We start from the raw sequence: 19,264 nt of genomic DNA on the forward strand, positions 1-19,264 counted from the left end.
GCTTGTAGAAGATGTCCGCTTTCTCTGTCCGTCCATCCTCGTCCACCACCTCCAGGGAGCAGAGCAGGGGATAGTCCGCATCGTCACGAAATGCCTGGCTGTTTCCCCGTCCGGTCAGCGACCCGTATTTTCTCACGTAGGAATCGTATTTTTCGCCCAGGAGCTTCTGCTGTGCGGCCAGTTCCTCCTTGCCGCACCCCTCTGTCTGAATTGAGATAAGCCGTCTTGTAACGGTACGGATTTCATCCATTCTCCGGATGCGTTCCTCTGTGGTCACCGGGACCTCCTTGCGGTACATAACGGAATTTTCACGATAATAGAGCTTTCCCTCCACAAAGGTGTAGGTGTAATTCCTGACATCCGGATCCGCTTCGATCCGGTCCTGAATCGTTTCCTCTTTATCCGTCAGATCCTCTGCCCTGGTAATCTCCCCTTTTATATGGGAAACGGCTTCTTTTAACGCCTTTCCCAGTTCAAAGCCTTTCTCGTGGTTGATACAGCTTGTGTAATTGCTCTGATATCCAAAGCGTCTCTGGTCATACTCCATCTTTCCAAGCATCATCTCCGGGTGTTCCACAAAATAGGAGTTTACCGTAATCCCCTCTTCTGTCTTTCCGGTAAATACCCAGTCCGGCTCCGTGACAATCTTTCGCTCCCGTTTCTTTAAAAACACGATGTCGCTTGTTGCGATCGTGCCTGCGGTATCCAAAAAAGCCGTATCCGGCATTCTTACCGCCCCAAGCAGCTCCGCCCGTTCTGCAACGTATTTACGCATCTTGGAATTGGACTTGTCCATCATAAATTTGCTTGTCACGAACGCCACGATGCCGCCCGGCCTTACCTTGTCCAGTGCCTTTGCCATAAAATAGTCGTGGATACGGAAGTTGTACCTGGCATACTTCGGGTCATACAGCTTAAAGTCGCCAAAGGGAATGTTGCCTACGGCAACGTCAAAAAAGTTGTCAGGGAAGCTGATTTCTTCAAAGCCGCCGATTTGGATCTTGGCATCCGGATATAAAAGCTTTGCAATCCGTCCGGATACATTGTCTTTTTCCACTCCATACCGCTTGCTCTCGTTCATGGAATCCGGCATGGCTCCAAAAAAATGGCCGACTCCCATGGACGGCTCCAGTATGGTCCCTTTCTGAAACCCAAACTGCGTAAGTCCCTGGTAGACTGCCTGTATGATCTTCGGGGACGTATAGTAGGCCGTGGTTACGGATTCCCTGGCATCCTCGTATTCTGATGGGGAAAGAAGTGCTTTCAATTCCTCATATTCTTTTTGCCAGTCCTGGTTCCTTTCATCAAAGACCTGGGCTATGCCGCCCCATCCCACATACCGGGCCAGCACTTTTTGTTCCTCCGGCGTGGCATCCCTCCTTTCCCGTTCAATCTGCTTTAACAGCCGGATGGCATCTATATTCCACTGGTATCTTGTCTTTGGTCCACCTTTTGGCAGTTCCTCTTCTTCAAAGCGGAAATTCCTTTTTAGCCGCTTGCTCCGCAGGCTTGTCAGCTTGTCCTCGAACTGTTTTTCTATGGGAGACTTTTTTTCGTAAGGCAGGCTTGCGAAATCTTTTGCATACTCCGCCATGCGTACCTCTCCGGCAAAGGCTTCCGCCCGGATCAGGTATTCCATGACCGCATAAAGCTGTTCATACGCCACAAAGTCTTTCTTCCGTTCCCCACTCCGGTTTTTATAGTCCACCGTGAATGTGTCCTTTAGGGGTGTGTATTCGACCAGGCCGTATGCATTGTTATGGTAGGCTTTTTCCGATCCCTCGCCGTCTGCATGATTCACGGTACGGTTTAGGAAATACAGCTTGTCTTCCTTTGGCAGACTGCTTTTTGATACCATCTGTAAGAAAGGCTGAAAGGGCTTGACTGCGGAGCATTTCTGCAGATAGATCTCCAAGGCATCACGCAGATCCGCATCCATTGTTTCCACCTGCCGCAGAGCTTCTGGGAACAGGCTGACGAAAGCAGGTGTTTCTTCTCGTTCCTCAACGATGTCCGTAACAAAATCATTGGCCTGTGCCTTATCAGGGGTGACAGCTTTTTCCGACGGTGTAAAGTATTCTCCTGTCTTAATCAGATCTCTCAGTTCTTGTTCCACGGCGTTCCAATTTAGATACCCCTCTTTTTCGATTCCATCCTCACGCCACAGAATGCGAAAGCCTGTTTCATAAAAAACGTCATAGCCATGCAGTCCGTCTCCCTCCAAGGGCCAGCTCACTCCGTTTTGCTCATATTCCTTACGGATTTCCTTGATGCGTTCGGACGGATCGGAGATATTCTGAAATATGGCGTAAATTCGTTTTTTACTGTCCCGGAAACAGCCGCCCTCCATAAGTGTCTGCTTTCTATACTCCTGGGGTACCGTAAGCACCTGCTCCGGCTTTGGGACCAAATACGCTTCGGGAAGATCCGTGATTTCTTTTGAACCACGCAAAAAGGAAGCCGGTTCCCGGCTTCCCCTCTGTGTGTCAGTTTGTACGCTGTCCTCTAATGGAACTTCAATACGATCTCGTTCATCACGATCTCTTCCGCCTGCATTCTGGCCTGTTGATGGAGCTGCCACATTTCCATTGTGGAAGTCCTGTCTCCCGGCGGATTGTTCTTCAGGTAGCTTTTCTCCAGTTCCTCCATCATCCGATTCGCTTCGTTCTCTACCTCCTGCATCTTCCCTGTCAGCTTTCCGAATCTTACCAGAGTCCGGTATCTCCCGCTGTGGTTCTCCCTTAGATACTCCGCTACCCTCACTGCGAACCGTCCCAGGCTTCTCATGCTCACCGCTTCCTCCGGTGCTGTAAGATCCGGATAGTGCACCCCGTCCGCTTCCTCGTGATACGTTAATGTTACCTCTGCCATCTGCAATACTCCTTTCTTCCATCTGTGTCAAATCTTTTGCAATGCTTTTTAGCACTTGACAGGATATATCGCTGAGCAGAGATCCTAAACGGTAGACTTCCTCCTCTCTTGTAAATGCGGTAATAAAGGAGAAATTCTGTTTTTCAAGGGGAATGTCAAAGCCGCATCTTGTAAATACCGCATACGTGACGCTTCTTTTTAACGCTTCCTCTGCCGTAATCTCTTGCACTCTGCCATCTTCCGTGATCTGCCTGCTCCCAAGCAGATTTGTGAACTCGGTGATCGAAGCACCAAATTCCAAGTCCATTATCCCTCGGATCTTGTCTTCTGTAAAGGCTTTCAGGAAAGATTTATCCGATTCTTTTTCGCCGCTTTCTTCATCCGGCAGGGCATGTTCTACCTTTTTCCGGAGCCATGCGGCATAGGCTTTCATGGTGTTCCGGTCAAATTCCCAGGTAAGGCGGCTCTGCTGCCCTCCGGTATCGGCTATGTCAAAAACGTACCGCATCTTTGGGTTTAAAGCTCTTGAGGGGAATATGGCGATGCCCTTGCTCCCCCGTCTCACATACCGTCCCACTTTTTTCCATGTGTCAAAATCCGCCACCAGCTTTGCCCCTGGCCTTTGCATGTAGACCATGAGGATGTTGTCGAACTCGTAGCGGTAAAGCTGTCCAGTAAGCCTGCATATGCTTTTCCATGCCTGTCCGCTTTTTGTTACTTCCTCCATTGCGGCATCGTACAAAGTGGATGTTTTGTTATCTACGCTCATACGCTGTACCTCCCATGCTGTTTAACAGGGTTCCTGATACGCTTCCTGCTTCACCTACCCCTGACAGCATTCTCTTTCCTCCGGTTCCGTCAGCATGGAAAAAAGCCGGTATTCTTCCTTGTCCAGTTCCACGCTAAAGGAAGCGTCCATTTCCTGACGCTTTGCCTTGCCTCCTGCCCTCTTTATCTTTTTTGCCAGACGCAAAAGGATAAAGTTCTCTCTGGAAAGCTCCATGGACTGCTTGAAACTCAAGCGTTCACCCTCCATGCTTCTCTGCCTTTTTTGAATCTTCCGGACAAGTCTGTTTCTGACCTCTTCCCAATCCGCAGTGCTTATGGACACCTCCGCCTTTGTTCTGCCGGAGCGTTCCCATTCTCTGTGCAGAAGCCTTATCAGGTATTCCATGTTTTTGATGATTTCTTTTCCTGTTATTTTTTCCATATGCTCTCCCTTATTCCAGTTCCGTAATTTTCCTCACGGTACGATTACTGTTTTAGCGTGTTTTCCTTGTCTCCATCCCAAACTGAAACAGCGAAAACTGTTCATTTTCTTCCATCTGCTCCGGAGCCTTTTTCTTGTCCTCCATGATCTGCTTCATCCGTTTGGTACACACGGAAAAGGACTCAAGATATCCCTCCGGCCTGCCTGCATGACGACGCATGGTAATCAGATCCCCGGCTTTGATGGCTCTTGCAAGCCCAGATGCATATCCGATCACGTTATACAGGCTTATTTTCTTTGCTTCTTTTTCTGTCAGCAGCTCCTTATTTGCAAGAAGATAGTGAAAGTCGGGATCCGAGATATACTGTTCCAGAGCTTCCCTTGCCTTGTCTCTTATCTCTCCTGCTCTTGCCATGTAACTGTCCCTGACCTCCGGCGGCAGTTCCCGGTAATAGATTTCCGGGTATTTTTCATGGTCCGTGCCATACTGCTCCTTTAGCTTCTCCTTATGATAGATGATGTGATTCCTTACAAGGTTCATGTTGCTGCCGTCCGCATAAAACGGATCACTGCCGCCATATACTTTCAGATATTCCCACTGTTTATAAGATCTTTCAAGCTCTGCTCCGTGGTCCACTTTTTCTTTCTTTTTCGCCATATTCCTTACCTCGTAGACCGTATTGGAAATCCTTGTACATATTTCCTATACGGACTATTTACCTTGGTCTGCCTATGAATACAATGGAGGAACGCCCCTGCACCGGCCTGTACACAACTCCAAGCCGGGCGTTGGCTGCTTCCACCACTTTTCCGTCTCCTGCATAAATCGCTACATGGGTAATGTCCATAAACCGTCCGTTTTTACCGTAGCTGTAAAATATGAGATCCCCCGGCTCCATATCCCCGTAATCCACAAGCAGGTTGTTGTCATAACAGTACTTTCCCTCGCTTGCCGCCGTATTGGATCCCTCATACATGATGTTGACACCTGCACTCTGCCATGCGTAGTAGGCAAGGGAACTACAGTCGTAATAGTCTCCACTGTCACGGTATGCCTGGCTGTACGGGTATCCCGTCTTTGACAGTGCAAAGGCTACCACCTTTTTCCCGTTTTCACCGGAAACGGAATCTATGATTGCCTGATACTGTTCCGGCGAAACCTGAACGCCCGGATCTCCGCCGCCCCCTGTGTAGCCCAACATCGCAAGATATTCCGGCTTCATAAGCTCGGCAAGCACCTCCTGTTCCTCCGCCCCAAATCCATAGACGGAAATCATGTCATAGCAGGATTTTAGTTCTACGTTTACCTCTTTCACCTCTGTGGTTGTGGTATTTCCCTCTTCATCCGTCTCTACGTCAAGTCTTCTGGTAATGGTGTAGCTGCACATGTCGTCAAAGACTGCTTTTAAATTCTGCTTTGCCTTATCCGTCATGTCGGTTGCCGTGTCCCCGTCTCCGTGCTTTACCATGTAGACCATGAGAATGTCGCAGAAGTTGTCCGGTTCTCCGGCTCCCTCGTAATTGACATAGATCTTTTCACTTGCGTCATATCCGGCGAAGTCTCTAAGCTCTCCGTCCACTTCCTCTCGGAACTCTGCCACATAAGCCGAAAGTACCTCCTGCACGGTTTCTCCCGACGATATGGATGGGAAAAATATGGCAAAGGGTGAGTTATAGATAATCGCAAGGACGGCAATCACCGGAAGTGCAATCAGAGCCACGGTTGCAAAAAGGGAAAGCAGGAACAGGCCCACGTACCGGATCATGTATTTTGCCAATATGGAAAAACGCATCAGTGCCATGTCCTTTAATGCTTTTCCAATGCTGTCCTGGTTTTCTTTCTGCTGTAGATTTGCAACGAACAGCCTTATCATGCGGTTTCTCGTGGAATTTCTTATATCACGCTTATCCATGGAGATTTCCGCTGCTTCGCCTGCCGCTATGCCGGAGAGGACACCGCCGATGCCTGTACCTGCCGTCGCTGCTGCGGTTTTTGCAGTTGCCCTTGACGCTTCTCTTGCCATTGTCTTTCTTGACCCTCTTACGGACTCTTTTGCCGCTTTTTGTGGGGCTTTCTTCCCTGCTTTTTCTGCCCTTTTTGCATTTTCCCTGGCAGCCTTTTCCTTTATCTGACCGCCGGACTGCTTTTTCTTAATCTTTTGCCGTTTTGCCTGAAATGCCTGACGGCGGTAGAGGTTCCTGCCTGCATCGACGGCATTTGCGGCAGGCTTTGCCAGGGCTTGAGCTGTTCTGTATGCGTCGTAAACCTCATTGCCCCCGTCCAACTCGTCCAGTGCGGTCCTGGCTGTCACGAAAGCAATCGTCTCGGATACGGGAGACTTCTTTTTGACGGGTGTCCCTTTTCCTGCTTTTGTTTTTTTCTTGCGATATCTGGCATCCATCCGGTTTTCCCGTTTCGTGGATGACCGGATTTCCTGCTCTTTTTTCTGCCTGCCTTTTACCTTTATATCGGATGTTCCTTTTGCATGGAGCCTGGACTTCTCCTTTGTGTGGATTATCATGGGCTTTTCATCCACCTTTTTGATGTCCAATCTGTCTCACCTCCCTTTTGAGGGCAAAAAAAAGAGCACCCCAACCGTCTTTGGCCTGAGTGCTGTTATGGTTGCCCTTATTTTATTGTGGTGCATGTCTCTTTTCTTTGAAAATCAAATTTGTTTTGTTAGAGATTTTCCTCCCATAATGCAAGGAAATCCAGTACAAGAGCCTTTTCCCGTTTATCCGTACATTTTTGAATCAATGTGTCTCTGTCGTTTAACATATCCAGTGTATGATATATGCCAAACTTTTTATTCAGACGGAGAACTGCCTTTATAAGCTTTTCATTTGTCGGTATGTCGGCGGTATCAAACATCTTTCGAATACCAGACTTTTCTCTTTCTTTCGCTTCCAAGCTTTGATAAATGACTTCTTTATGCTTTGAAGATTTCCTTTCTCTTACAATCTTAATAATCTCATATCTGTGCGTCAATTCTCGGAAAAAAGCATCCTTATCACGATCGTTCTGATAAGTTGTCATAAAGGAATTACAATGGTAAAGATCTTTTCCATTTTCCGCTTTAACCAATCCCAAATGGAGGATTTTCTTTTCATTCTCATGGACAAGGAGATAATCACTCTGAAATTCTGAATCCTTATTCCGTTCTTTCTCATATAAATACAGCGTTGAATAAGAAGAAAACATTTCCCCTAATTCTCCAAGATTATCTAACTTTCTGTGGATCATTTCCAACATTCTCTGCTGTTTTTCCACTGTTTTATAATATTTCCGCACCAGTTTTTCGACTGACTGCATCGTAATACGCTGTTTTTTTATGGCATATGCACCAAAATCCCCTGTAAACAGATTCGGTTTCCCAAGATACTGCATCCCCATTAAATGCGGTATCTTAATTTCCGAATTTGTAAGATGAAGAATACGCTTTTGAATGTGAATGTAATAATCATATTCACACAGCACTTCCTTTGTACTCTGAAAAATTTGCAAGAGTGTCTGCATTGCCTTGTCCTCCCATGTAAAGAAATTGCCTGAGCGACTAGGCTCAGGCATCACATTTCTTTTTGAATTGCAATTCTGGGAGCAGTCCTATGATAATTCCATAGGCAGAGACGACCTTTGTATTTCTATTGCCCGCAAAGTCGGGACGGGTAGCTCCTCTCTATCGCCGCAAAAGCACTTAAGCTTTTCATTACTTATAACTTATCATGCATTCTTCGGATTGTCAAACGATTTTTTTCTGCTAAATCAGACATTTTCCTGCATTTCGGTTGATGCATACCTTTTCTCCATCGCAATCTTCTCATGGATATTCGTATTATACAGGTTATAGAGGTCTGTCCCTTTCTCAATGGTATTGTCAAAGGGTATCACCACATTGCCGCACTTGATAAGCCCCATTCCGCTTGAAGTGTTGGCCACGTACCGCAGCTGTGCTTCTGACACGCCGATCACCTCCGCCATACGGGAGCTGTCGGTGCTGGCCTGCTTCAAAAGGGCCACAAACTCGGAATTGGCAAGCATGGTGGTCGCCGTGTAATTCTGGAGCAGATCCACGATGTTCTGCGTAATTCCGGTACATAGGCCGCCCTGCTTTCTTACCTTTTTCCAAAGCTGCTGCAGATACCTTGCGGAATATTCCGAATTTAACAGCACATGAAATTCATCAATGTAGAGCCAGGTTGCGATCCCCCTCTTTCCGTTGGCAATGATGCGGTTCTGAATGCTCTCCATCATCACAAGCATGGTGATGGGGGACAGCTCCGTGCCAAGGTCACGGATTCCATATACGGTAAAGCGGCTGTCCACGTCCACATTCGTCTGATGGTTGAAGATATTCAGGGAACCATTGACGAACAGCTCCAGGGACAGTGCGATGTCCTTTGCTTCTTCCTCCGGCTGGCCCATCAGCACTTCGTAAAAGTCGGACATAACCGGCACATATTTCTCCCGGCTCTTGGCAATCCCGATGTAGAGCTTACGCACACAGCGGTCAATGATGGACTTCTGCCTTGAATTGAGGTTTTCCCCCATGCACTGTTCGCAGACACCAAGCACAAATTCCCCCTTTTCCCGGATCATACCCCTGCTGTCGTTCAAGTCCAGGCTCCATACGTCCATGTCCAGGGGGTTCACATAGTTATCCGTGTACGTGGACATATTGACCACCGTACCGCCGTAGGTCTTAGCAATGTCAAAGTACTCGTTCATGGGATCTATCACGATGATTTCATCCCTGCCGGAGAGAAAGACGTTACCCATTTCCATTTTGCAGAAAAAGGATTTGCCGGAGCCGGGAACCCCGAACACGAACCCGTTGCCGTTGATCAGCTTTTTGCGGTTCCCGATATTGATATTTTTGGACACCTGATTGATGCCGTAATAGCACCCCTGCCTGTCGTTCAATTCCTGCACGTTAAAAGGCATCAGCACCGCAAGGCTCTGTGTCAGCATGGTACGCATGGTTTCCACCTGTCTCACCCCGATGGGCAGGGCCGTATTCAGGGACTCCCTCTGCTTCAGGTAATGTTCCTCGATGGTGACGGAGTTACGCTTGCCGATGGTCTCCACGGTTTCCGTCATGCCGTCTAACTCTTCCTTTGTGTCTGCCATGAGAATGATTGTCACGGACACATAGTAAAGGCACTGGTCGTTCTCCCGTACATCGTCCATGATTTCCTCGATCTCTTTTTTCTCTATCCGCTTGTTGTAAGAGATTTCAGAAGAAAAATCGTTGTTCTTATTTCTCACACGCTGCTGCCTGATAATGTCCGATTCTATCCCCAGGTATTTTTTCTGCAGGATTTTGGTCGTCAAATCCTTGGGAATCGGCACCACGTCGATGCTTGTGACGGAGTGAACCGGCAGGCTTGTGATCTCATTCAAAAAGCGGTCCGAAAGACTGGATGGGTACTTTTTGATAAACAACGCACGGCAGAACTTCCTTTCATCCCTGAAATAATCCGGATAAAACTGCATCATGCCGTTGCACAGGTCATTGCGGAAATCTGCTCCCACCCTTTTTGCATCCCGGATATCAAAGTCAAAGCCGTTTTCATTTCCCAGGTGGTAGTAGTCATACAAGACCTTAAGCCTTTCATTGCCAGACAAGGGGACAATCTCTGCCCCCAGTTCTCCAAACGCCTTATGGACGGACGCTTCCATGGTGGCGAACTGTGCCTTTGCTTCCTCAAAGTTTTTCCGTTCAATGGTGATGGTGAGGTATCGCTCCTGCTCGATCCCCTGCCTGCCCTCATGGATCTTCTGCTCCATGATGTCATTGTAAATGCTGCGGTAGGCATCAAAGCCATCATCCCTTTTCTGTAGAAACACGCAGTCTCTTACCTGCTTCATGTCCTTGTTCTTATTGTTGATTGTGATTTTGAAATTCACATCCAGGGAATTCAGAAACTTACAGTACCTCTCAAAAATGTCGATCTGTTCCGTTTCATTGGTGGTGGTATAATTGATGTCCTGAAAGCGGTAGCATTTTGAGAAACGGCTCCTTGCCACTTCAAAAATGCCGTTCTCCGCCACTTTCATAATCTCAATGGTCTGCTGTATGGATTTCGGGGTTTTGTAAAGGGGCACGCCCGCCTTTTTCAATTCCCTGAATCCATCTGAAAATAAGCCCAAATCTTATCCTCCTTTCTATGCCGTCTGGGGCATTACCGTCTTGCTCCGTATAAAGCCACAACGACAATCATTATAACTGCGATCAGAACCGCCTTTTTTCCTGCTCTCTTTTTCATGCCTTTTTCCCCTTTCCTTTTCTCTTGCTGATTTTCTTACGCTTTCTCTTTTTCCCCTGTGGACTCTTCTTCCCATTTTTTACTGTTTCTTCTTCCATACGGATTTCCCGGATGGTTTCCTCTCCCTCGGTAGATACATAGACCAGGGGATGATTTGCAAAAATCATTCGCATCTTTCTCCCCATATACTCGTAAAAGCCCATACCGTTAAAGGAGTAGAAGCCGCCTAACGCTATGGGTGCGGCAACGGGAATTGCCACATAGACACTGGCCGTCAGACTGATATGGGAATACAAAAGAAGTACGATTCCTCCCCCTGCCGCAACGGATGCCACGGAAAAAAGAAGCTGTTTTGCCGTCAGCCCCATCACCACGGATTCCTTGTAACGGTCTATGTCCTTGTTGATTTCAATTACCAATTTTTCCCATGCCCCCTATCTTCTCATTTCCCTCTTTTCCGGCTCTTTCCTTAAGCTGTTCTGCTGTTCATAATCCAGTATGCCATCCCCACAAAGCTCACGCATCCTCTCCGTGTCAAACCGATAAAGGGGATATGTGCAATAGCCGCTTCTCTGCTCCAGGCCGGTGTATTCCGCAAGCCCGTTTTTCACGAGGAAGTCCTCCAACTCCGGCATGTTGTTGGTATCCACAAATGCACAGTAGGGCGGAAGCGTCTCAAGGAGGTTCACGGTCACGTCACAGTATGGCTCCGGAACGCCGTCCTCCATGGTGGTCATTCCCACAAAAAGGCTTTTGTTATTCGCATAGGTGCTGACAAAGAGCGTCACCTGCTCCGTCGCTCCTGAATGAAGTTTTAGCTCCAATGCTCCTGTATCTTCTTTCTCATCCCCTCTTTCCTCCGACTGTTTTGCTTCCGGCTCCGCTTTTACCGGCTCACAAGTGGAATTGCACCGTTCCAAAAGCTCCGCAAACTCGCAGATGTGGAACAGGTTTCTTCCGATCTCCGTATGGTGCTCGTCAATATAGGAGCAGGCATACTCTGATTTTTTTCCGTCTGCGTCTGTGATTATGACTTTCTCCCCATCCGCAATACGGAACAATTCCTTGTAACGGCTGTCAATAAAACGGATGCCTTCCTGTGCTTTTTCGATATGCCTGTCCAGATACTCCTTTACATAGCAGTAACAGTAAAAATTGTAATCTCCGATTGAGGTATTGCACCGAATAAGAAAAGCGTGCTTTTCCGTCTCGGCCCGAAAGCCGTACTCCCTGTAGAAGTTCCCCTCAAATGAGCTTTCCGGATACTGTGCAGCGTACTCGCTCATGGCGGATCGGTTTTTCAACAGCCCGTATGCATCCGAACGCAGGGCATTGATGACCTCATCAATTTCTGTCTGAAATTCATCGGTTTTCAACCGTTCCCTGTGATCCTCCCACGAAGTAAAAAACCCTTTGCCGTTTCCGCCAAAGTCACCTCTCAAATGTCCGATACATCCTGTCTGCCCCTGAATCTGCATACTCGGTGTGTACGTGTATTTCCGTTCTGTTTTTGTCAATGGTCTTATTTCCATACACATTTCCTCCTATTTCTAGTTGCTACGCAACGGTACTAAAGTGCAAAGTTGCTTCGACACACCTGTAATGAGAGAAACTTTTATTCGAAAGGGCACTCATAAAAGTTCCTCTCGTGCGTCTTTGCAACTTTGCCGTCCAGCAGAAATTTATTCAAAAACACTTGACATTTCTTAGCTGGACTATTCCAGTTCCGTAATATCCCTCACAGTACACCTTAGCTTAGATCAATTTCCAGCTGCAAAAGATGCGTCTGTAAATCGATCTGTGCACTTTGAGGGATATTATTGTTTCTTAAGATAATCCCAATGCTTTACTTGTAAGCGACTGTGCCCCTTTCACGCTGCCAACCGTAAGGGCTATGGTAAAGGTCATTTCACACAAATAGATCAGCGACTGTGCCCAGTCGGAGTAGCTTCCGGTAAAGGAGGGAAGCCCCGCACTGATAAAGGCATTGCACAGCATGATCGCCAGTGCCATGGTGACTGCTTCAAACACGACGGATAAGAAATACTTCGCATAAGTGCTTGCCGTGTTCGCCACGTTCCGGTTGCCTGCCAGGGTTGACAAGGCTATGGAACCCATGGGTACGATGACCATGATCTTTAAAAAACGGAAGTATACCGTGTAGATCATGAAAAAGCCGCAGATAATGACAATAACGCTTAAGAGTGCCGCCAGTATCAGCATAATCAGTCCCTCGCCGAATCCTAAGTTCCGGATAATCTCCGCCTGTGTACCGTCAATGGAAAGGGTGGTATAACTACCTGCCGACAGCGTATTCACCAGGTTCCCAATGGTCTGAAAGAACGCTTTCATAATGGTCACGTTGTTTGCCACGAGCCATTCCGCAAGTCCGAGCCGGATAAGCATACGCAGGATCACCTCGAACCGCATTTCCTCACGGACATCCACGCTCTCCGAGCAGAAGCCGATCACGAAAAACAGCACCACAAGGGAGGAACCCACGGCAACGAATACAGGCTCCACGCCCTCCACCAATGCCCAGGGGCCGCCGCCCTTGAAGCTGACCGGGGACTGTCCCAGCAGGGCGAACACGAGGTTTACCTGGTTGTTCCAGAAACCGAATACCATTTCCAGAAGCTCCAGTATCTTATCCCCCAGCTTGAAAATATCCACATCATCTCACCTCTTTTCTTTTTAAATGTGTTTTTTGATATTCCCCCTTAAAAGCCAAGGAATGAGAGAACCGTGGAAATGCCTGCCATCATAATCCCTGCCACAATTCCCTTGAGTGCCGAGTTCATGGTGGAGGAATCCTGCTGTTGATAAGCCTGTGCAAACTCCATGACGTTTTTAGCAAGAATGATAACCCCCACCGCACCGATCACCGAAATCACAAGGGTTTTTAAATTCTCAAGTGGCTGTGTGATGGCATTGGCTCCGCCTGATGCACATACGGTCAGTGACACTGTGCCCGCCGCCAAATATGCCGCACCGATGAGTGTCGCTACAGCTTTTTTCACCTTTGCCAGTCCGTTCCTCCCTGCCTGTTTCCCTGTTGCAATCCTGTTCTTTTGCATCCTGATAATCTCCTTTTCCAATCTGATTTTGTGGCCGGGAACCTTAGAATCCCCGGCCACGCCTTTCCTGCTCTCTATGAAAACGGGACTTCTCCCGAAAACGATTGTCAATCGGGCTTTCCCCGATGCGTTACTGCCCTGACCACCCCCCTTTCTGCTAACAGGCCGTTTCTTAGTACAACATTATTATTTGTGCAATGTTGTACTAGCTTTCCGAATGCCGCACGGCCTGGAACGTCTTTCTGATTTCCCTCATTTTCCTCACATCCGTTTCCGGATAGAATACGGCTAGAATGGTTTTTGCAGGCATACCAAGGGCGATCATTTTGTGAAGCTCTTCTTTCTGCTCTTTGGAATACCTCCACTGGGCCATACGGTTCATAAGGGTATCCTCGCCATTCGGCTTTCGTTTCCTTTCCACATATTCTTGCGTATCCGTTTGGCCTGGTTCATGCTCCCATTCCTCTTCCTGGGCGTACATAAGCTCATTGTCCAATTCTCCGTGAATCTGGCTTATCTGCTCCTGCTCGTCCAGATTCAGAAAGCGTTTCCTCATGCCAATGTCTGTGAGCAGCTCGAAATCCTCATAGCTTATGGAATCAATGTAGACATTTTCCCCTTTCTCCTTAAGCCCCTCATAGTAGGCCAGGGCTTTCGGCGTTAAGATCTGGTAAAACCGCCCACCCTTTCCCGCCCTGCCCCCTGGGGTATGCTCGTAGGGCTTTCCCTTTCCGTCTGCGGTCTGGTCAAAGGCCGGATGACCAAAGGGTATAAACTTGTTGTCCATAATGGGATCCAGGCCACGGATAAAAAGGATGCATTTCTTATTGTCCAGCTTCCTTACCTCGTCCGGCGTGAACAGTTCCCGGCCAAGGACATCGTAATTCCGTGACGAGCTGCCCTGCCTGCCTTTCGTCTCTCCGCTTGATTTCTTGTCAATGGTGCCTTTTCCCAGAAGCTCCGAGACGTACTTGTGGGTGCTCTGTTCGTTGCCCCCAAGGTAAATGAACGTGTCGCAGTTGCCGGGGATAGTTTCCCACGTATCCTTAAAAAGTGCCTTTAGCTGGGCAAAATTCTGGATTATGATGATACTGGAAATCTCCCTGGACCGCATGGTGGACAGGAGGGAGCAGTAATCATCCGGCAACGCCACGTTTGCGAACTCATCAAGCAGAAAGGTCACATGGATGGGGAGCCTGCCGCCGCAGTTAAAGTCCGCCTGATAGTAAAGCTCCTGAAAGATCTGGGTGTAAAGCATTCCGATGATGAAATTGTAGGACTTGTCGGAATCCGGTATCACGCAGAATAGGGCCGTTTTTGTCTCCCCGTCCCCGTTTACGCCGATCCCAAGCTCCGCCAGGGCCAGGTCATCCCTTGACAGAAGCCGGAGCACCTGCTTGTTCTCCAGAAAGGCAAGCCGGGAATTGGAACTGATGTTGATGGATCGCACCGTGTCCCCTGCCCCACGCATACATTTGTTGTACTGCTTTATGGCAGGATGGGCGGAGCCAAGCTGTGAGGTTTCCTCCAGGAATTTCATGCGTACATCCAACTGTGAGGGCTTGTTCTGTTCCTTTACCTCCGCTTCGGAAAGAAGCTGTAACACCGTCTCAAAGTTTCTCCTGCCAGGCGGCTCCTCCAGCCACACGTAATAAAAGATTGCCTGCAGGAACAGCCCCTCCGCCTTTTCCCAGAACGGATCGGAGGGTGTGGCACCCTTTGGCGTGGTATTGCTAATCAGATTCGTAATCAGCTTTATCACGTCCGTTTCCTCCCGGATATAGGAAAAGGGGTTGTAGCAGTCCGACTTCTCCATTTCCAGGAGGTTTATTACCTTTACGCTGTATCCATTGTTTTTCAGCATCTCCCCACAGCTTCTTAAGATCTCTCCCTTTGGATCGGTACAGATAAAGGAACAGCTCCGGGGCATCTGCATCAGATTGGGCTTTACCTCGTAAAAGGTCTTGCCTGCTCCGGAGCCGCCGCAGATCAGGATGTTCCCGTTGAGCTTAAGCCTGCGGAAGTCCAGCGACATCTTCACGTTCTGGCTTAAAATGCGGTTGAAGCTTTCATCCTTGTCCGCCAGTATCCGGTTAGCCATTTTGGGCGATTCAAACCTTGCCGTTCCAAACTCCCTGCCCGGCATGAAGTTCCGCTGACTTGTCACATACATCAAAAGAGCGACAGCATAGGCCGCCAGAGCCATTACTATCGCTTTTATGGTTGTTTCGTTATAATAATCTGCAAATGGCCTGGCACACACACGGTTAAGGGAATCCAAAAAGTCGTTCACTCCGATTCCCGGCTCCCAGGCCCCGTTTAAGAGATATCCGGCATAGGCACTCAAAAACGCTCCCGTCAGGACAAGCCAGAGGGATATTTTTTTCTTGTTCTGTACCATGGGCGGCTACCTCTTTAACGGTGCAAGCTCTTTTCCCGGTAGGAGTTTTTTCTTCTGCTTCTGATCTCTCGCTTTTTGTTCCGTATCCCCATACCGTTTCCGAACCTCTGCACTCACCCTGTCATAATGTCCCTGGTACAGTTCCTCCCCTTTCATCGTGCCCATGACCCGGTTATCCGCAGAATAAAGTTTATAATCCTTGTCCCGATCAAGGAACGTCAGGATTGTTTTTCCCCTGTGAATCTCCATTGCCCTCTCTTTTCCGATCCAGATATACCTTGCTTCCTCTCCCCATGTGCCGGGAATCCTTGTTTTTATCGCATGATCATTTTCCTCCGCTATCAGCTTTCTGGCAATGGTGATGTCCGCAAGGTTGGGATTCTGTGCGGCGGCCACGGTCTGCATACGCTGCATCAGTTCATAATACCCCCTGATGCGGTTTTGAAACGCATCCTTGTCCATGATAACTCTGTGCTGCCCATCTTCCTCCTTTTCGATGACCCCAATCCGTTCCAACTGGCCGACTACATGCTCCGCCTGCTCCCTTTCCAGGCTGAAATTTTCCTTAATCTCTTCCACGTTGATGCTCTTCTTTTCCATGGCATAACTGCCTACCTTTTCAATCAGCCCCGAAAGGGCCTCCCCTGCCCTTACCGCTTCCTCCGTGTGGAGACCCTCGTTTCCCTTTTTCTGGTTCTTTAGAAAGGAAAGCACTTTGTCTATTTCCTTTTCATCTCCATTTTTCAGGTAATCATCAAAGGTGGCTACATGGCCGGACTTTAGCTTCTGCACCAGCATGTTTACCCTTGGGACCGCTTCCGTGTGGAATATGATTTCGCTCATGCCGTCCTTTTGATTGATGTCCGGCAGCACGGAGTAAAGAAGCCCGTATTTTTTCGCCATCTTCCTTACTTTCTTCATATCTTCGGTGGGGAACTGAAAGACCTGCAGATCTCCGCCTTTCATCAGAAGTCTCCGCATGTCTGTCTTTCCCATGGTCTTTTCATGGTCCATTAGGGCAATCAAAAAATCCATTGCCTTTTTCATCTCTTCCAACGTGCCGCCGCAGACTTTCATGGCAATCTCGATTCCGTCATAGCCTACACGGATAATCTGAACCGCTTCCTGAATCTCTTCTGCCATTACAACCACCTCCTATTCCAGTTCCGCAATACCCTTTCCAGTTCCACTATATCCTTGCTTCTTTCTTTAACTGTCCCTGTCTGACCCATTCCTGCATCTGTGCAACCTCCGTCCGCCGTAACTCGTCCTCGCTTATGGAAATGCCATAGGCTGACAACAGCTCCGACAGGGTTTTTATGGCCTGTTCCTCCTGTACCCGGTAGGTTTCAAGGGATATGAGCAGATTTTCAATCCTCCGGATCCAGCCCGGACGAAAGCCTGCCAGGGTCTCATATCTTTGGCATACCTTGTCTCTATCAGAGCCTGCATCCCCAAGCTCTTCCACCAGCTTGCCCGTCAATTCCATATCCCCTGTCCGGAAAGCAAACTGTATGCAGAAGTCCCGGTCTCTCTCTGTTAAGGTTACATTTTTCTGGTGGAACAGCTCCACGGTCTCCGCTACTGCCCTTAACCCCATGACTGCACCTCCTTTATCTGGTTCTCATAGACTGCGATGCTTATGATTTCCTCCATCTGCTCCGCCGGGATTCTGTTGTTAATCAACACCAGGAGCTGTTTCTCCGTCAGGCCCTTTTCAATGGCGTTCCGAATCTGCACCAGTTGGTCCGGGGAAAGATTCTTGTCTGCAAGCAGTTTTACGATATCCTTTCGCTGCTTAAAAAACAGGCGTGTGAATATGGCGGTCATCCGGTTTTTCCTGTCTCTTCTCTCCGTCCGTTCCAGAGGGATGTGACGAATCACCCTGCCGTCCTTGTCTACAATCGCCGTATAATACTCCGTTCCAAGGTCTCGTGGCGATTCCGATACGTCGGGCACATGACTTTCCCATGGTATCTTTACCGAACTTTCTTCCTCCAGATTTTCCGGCTCTGTCATCTCAGCCGTCTCTGCATGTTCTGCTTTTTTTATCTGATTTTCCAGTCTCTTCTTTTCTTTCTCCATTTCCTCGATCTTTCCACGAAGTCTTGCAATCGCAGTCTTTGCTTCGTTTAATTCATCCTGCTGTTTCTCAAGAAGCCCATTTTTTTCCGTAAGCTGGGCTAACAGGTTATTCTGTATCTGTGCATCCTGGCTGGCGGTTCCGATTTCTTTCAGTTTTTCATTTAGGGCATCATACCGTTTTTCCTGATAAGAAATCTGCTCCACCACCCTTTGCATCTGTTCCACAAGCTCCTTTGCATATCCCATGTCCTGCTCACGGATGGACTGCGTTTCTTTGCTTTGGGAAAGCACCTGGGAAAAGAGACGCTTCATGGTATATGCCGTGTTTTCCCCGTTGGAGAGTATTTCGTCTATCGTGTCCACGGGCACTCCTTTTTCATAAAATTCCAGTGCCACCGCCATCTGCTCGCCACTTAATCCCTCCTTTAAGATCAGGGCCTTTACCTCTTTGCCGTAACCATCTCTTAAAACTCTGGAATACACGCACATCTGCCTGTAGTCGTATCTGCCGCCACTGTATTCCTCCACTTCTTCTTTTGACAGGCCGAATCGCAGATCGTCCTCAATCAATTGCAGGATCTCTTCACTGTACTTGGGATTCTGACGAAGCCTGTTAAGATACGCTTTTAAATCCATGCCGCCCAGAACTGTCCGTCCCTGCATAATACCTCCTTATCTTCCTCTGTCTTTTTCTCTGCTCTTTTCTCTCTCTTCTGTCTGTTGTTCCTCTCTCCTTTCCGGCTCCTGCTTCTTAATTTCGCCTGATGCAAGCTCCGCAAGAATACGTCCGGCAATCCTCTCTTCCCCTGCCGCTTCCTTTTCCCGTTCCCTTATCCGTGCAATCTCACCCCGGTAATGCTCCTTAAGCTCCGCCACCTGCTCTGCCGTGTATCCCTCCGCTTGAAGCCTTTGGGACAGCCAAAGGTAACGTTCATGCTCCCTTTCAAACAGCGTTTCCCCACGTCTAAAACAGCTTTCGCAGTCCTTAAGCTCCTCCATTTCCGTTGCAACATCAAACAGGGGCTTCATCCTGGCTCGCTCTTTGAATATCCGGCTTTTCTCCCTGGATGTCTCTTTCTTTTTCTCCCCGATCCGTGCAATGGTCTGCCTGATGTCTTCCTCTGTGGTGATATTATGGCGGACAAGAAACAGGTACTCTTCCTGAAGCTTCTTAAGCTTCCGAATGTCGTCACGGTACTGCCATGCCTTGCTGTAGGGGCGTTTTTTCAAAAGCTTTGCCCGGTAAAGCCTTGCAAAATAGCGTTTTTGGATGCCGGACAGCTTTGCCTTTCTGCAATGCTTCACCCGACAGTAAACAATCCCGGTCTCCTTTAGGGCTTTTTGTTTTCTATA

At 48.3% G+C, this 19,264-nt stretch carries 15 protein-coding genes and 2 pseudogenes; all 17 read right to left on the minus strand.

Going from position 1 to position 19,264, the window contains the following annotated elements; all coding sequences use genetic code 11:
* A partial coding sequence (locus tag VSQ61_RS21620) for an Eco57I restriction-modification methylase domain-containing protein (protein WP_502877068.1) occupies window positions 1–2,350 on the minus strand: 2,350 nt, incomplete at its 3' end.
* Window positions 2,351–2,505: 155 nt separating this feature from the next.
* On the minus strand, window positions 2,506–2,871 hold the full coding sequence (locus VSQ61_RS22885) for a TnpV protein (RefSeq protein WP_350340381.1): 366 nt from the start codon (window positions 2,869–2,871) through the stop codon (window positions 2,506–2,508).
* Between the two features lie 388 nt (window positions 2,872–3,259).
* Window positions 3,260–3,640: pseudogene (locus VSQ61_RS23025) on the minus strand (ArdC-like ssDNA-binding domain-containing protein); the annotation flags it as partial.
* A gap of 54 nt (window positions 3,641–3,694) precedes the next feature.
* The gene (locus tag VSQ61_RS21625; RefSeq protein ID WP_334346407.1) at window positions 3,695–4,081 is read right to left on the minus strand and encodes a hypothetical protein; all 387 of its coding nucleotides are present in this window, start codon (window positions 4,079–4,081) and stop codon (window positions 3,695–3,697) included.
* A gap of 52 nt (window positions 4,082–4,133) precedes the next feature.
* Window positions 4,134–4,739 carry a hypothetical protein gene (locus tag VSQ61_RS21630; protein WP_334346408.1) on the minus strand — a complete coding sequence of 202 codons (606 nt, stop codon included), beginning with the start codon at window positions 4,737–4,739 and terminating at the stop codon, window positions 4,134–4,136.
* Window positions 4,740–4,797: 58 nt separating this feature from the next.
* Window positions 4,798–6,633, minus strand: a complete 1,836-nt coding sequence (locus VSQ61_RS21635) for a C40 family peptidase (RefSeq protein ID WP_334346409.1) — start codon at window positions 6,631–6,633, stop codon at window positions 4,798–4,800.
* A 128-nt stretch (window positions 6,634–6,761) separates the two neighbouring features.
* Window positions 6,762–7,598, minus strand: coding sequence for a PBECR4 domain-containing protein (locus tag VSQ61_RS21640; RefSeq protein ID WP_334346410.1), 837 nt, complete (start codon window positions 7,596–7,598; stop codon window positions 6,762–6,764).
* A gap of 246 nt (window positions 7,599–7,844) precedes the next feature.
* Window positions 7,845–10,232, minus strand: coding sequence for a VirB4-like conjugal transfer ATPase, CD1110 family (locus VSQ61_RS21645; RefSeq protein ID WP_334346411.1), 2,388 nt, complete (start codon window positions 10,230–10,232; stop codon window positions 7,845–7,847).
* Window positions 10,233–10,344: 112 nt separating this feature from the next.
* Window positions 10,345–10,767 carry a PrgI family protein gene (locus tag VSQ61_RS21650; RefSeq protein ID WP_334346412.1) on the minus strand — a complete coding sequence of 141 codons (423 nt, stop codon included), beginning with the start codon at window positions 10,765–10,767 and terminating at the stop codon, window positions 10,345–10,347.
* 15 nt (window positions 10,768–10,782) lie between these two features.
* Window positions 10,783–11,880, minus strand: coding sequence for a DUF4313 domain-containing protein (locus tag VSQ61_RS23030; RefSeq protein WP_502877067.1), 1,098 nt, complete (start codon window positions 11,878–11,880; stop codon window positions 10,783–10,785).
* Window positions 11,881–12,175: 295 nt separating this feature from the next.
* Window positions 12,176–13,021 (minus strand): hypothetical protein, encoded by an 846-nt coding sequence (locus VSQ61_RS21665; RefSeq protein WP_334346413.1) that lies wholly within the window; start codon window positions 13,019–13,021, stop codon window positions 12,176–12,178.
* A 47-nt stretch (window positions 13,022–13,068) separates the two neighbouring features.
* Complete coding sequence (locus tag VSQ61_RS21670) at window positions 13,069–13,425, minus strand: hypothetical protein (protein WP_334346414.1); 357 nt, start codon at window positions 13,423–13,425, stop codon at window positions 13,069–13,071.
* Between the two features lie 205 nt (window positions 13,426–13,630).
* Window positions 13,631–15,826, minus strand: a complete 2,196-nt coding sequence (locus tag VSQ61_RS21675; RefSeq protein WP_334346415.1) for a VirD4-like conjugal transfer protein, CD1115 family — start codon at window positions 15,824–15,826, stop codon at window positions 13,631–13,633.
* 6 nt (window positions 15,827–15,832) lie between these two features.
* Window positions 15,833–16,969, minus strand: coding sequence for a PcfB family protein (locus VSQ61_RS21680; protein ID WP_334346416.1), 1,137 nt, complete (start codon window positions 16,967–16,969; stop codon window positions 15,833–15,835).
* A 46-nt stretch (window positions 16,970–17,015) separates the two neighbouring features.
* Window positions 17,016–17,426 (minus strand): hypothetical protein, encoded by a 411-nt coding sequence (locus VSQ61_RS21685; protein ID WP_334346417.1) that lies wholly within the window; start codon window positions 17,424–17,426, stop codon window positions 17,016–17,018.
* Window positions 17,417–18,574, minus strand: coding sequence for a hypothetical protein (locus VSQ61_RS21690; protein ID WP_334346418.1), 1,158 nt, complete (start codon window positions 18,572–18,574; stop codon window positions 17,417–17,419). Before VSQ61_RS21690 ends, VSQ61_RS21685 begins: the two co-directional genes overlap by 10 nt.
* A 9-nt stretch (window positions 18,575–18,583) precedes the next feature.
* Window positions 18,584–19,264, minus strand: a pseudogene (locus VSQ61_RS21695) (relaxase/mobilization nuclease domain-containing protein); the annotation flags it as partial.

It is taken from the genome of Candidatus Merdisoma sp. JLR.KK006, from assembly GCF_036941035.1.
Classification (GTDB): Bacteria; Bacillota; Clostridia; order Lachnospirales; family Lachnospiraceae; genus Laedolimicola.

Excerpts from the sequence above, each read along its gene's own strand:
- VSQ61_RS21675 (WP_334346415.1), bottom strand. The coding sequence starts at position 15,826 with ATGGTACAGAACAAGAAAAAAATATCCCTCTGGCTTGTCCTGACGGGA.
- VSQ61_RS21670 (WP_334346414.1), bottom strand. The coding sequence starts at position 13,425 with ATGCAAAAGAACAGGATTGCAACAGGGAAACAGGCAGGGAGGAACGGA.
- VSQ61_RS21680 (WP_334346416.1), bottom strand. The coding sequence starts at position 16,969 with ATGGCAGAAGAGATTCAGGAAGCGGTTCAGATTATCCGTGTAGGCTAT.
- VSQ61_RS21690 (WP_334346418.1), bottom strand. The coding sequence starts at position 18,574 with ATGCAGGGACGGACAGTTCTGGGCGGCATGGATTTAAAAGCGTATCTT.
- VSQ61_RS21640 (WP_334346410.1), bottom strand. The coding sequence starts at position 7,598 with ATGCAGACACTCTTGCAAATTTTTCAGAGTACAAAGGAAGTGCTGTGT.
- VSQ61_RS21685 (WP_334346417.1), bottom strand. The coding sequence starts at position 17,426 with ATGGGGTTAAGGGCAGTAGCGGAGACCGTGGAGCTGTTCCACCAGAAA.
- VSQ61_RS22885 (WP_350340381.1), bottom strand. The coding sequence starts at position 2,871 with ATGGCAGAGGTAACATTAACGTATCACGAGGAAGCGGACGGGGTGCAC.
- VSQ61_RS21625 (WP_334346407.1), bottom strand. The coding sequence starts at position 4,081 with ATGGAAAAAATAACAGGAAAAGAAATCATCAAAAACATGGAATACCTG.
- VSQ61_RS21630 (WP_334346408.1), bottom strand. The coding sequence starts at position 4,739 with ATGGCGAAAAAGAAAGAAAAAGTGGACCACGGAGCAGAGCTTGAAAGA.
- VSQ61_RS23030 (WP_502877067.1), bottom strand. The coding sequence starts at position 11,880 with ATGGAAATAAGACCATTGACAAAAACAGAACGGAAATACACGTACACA.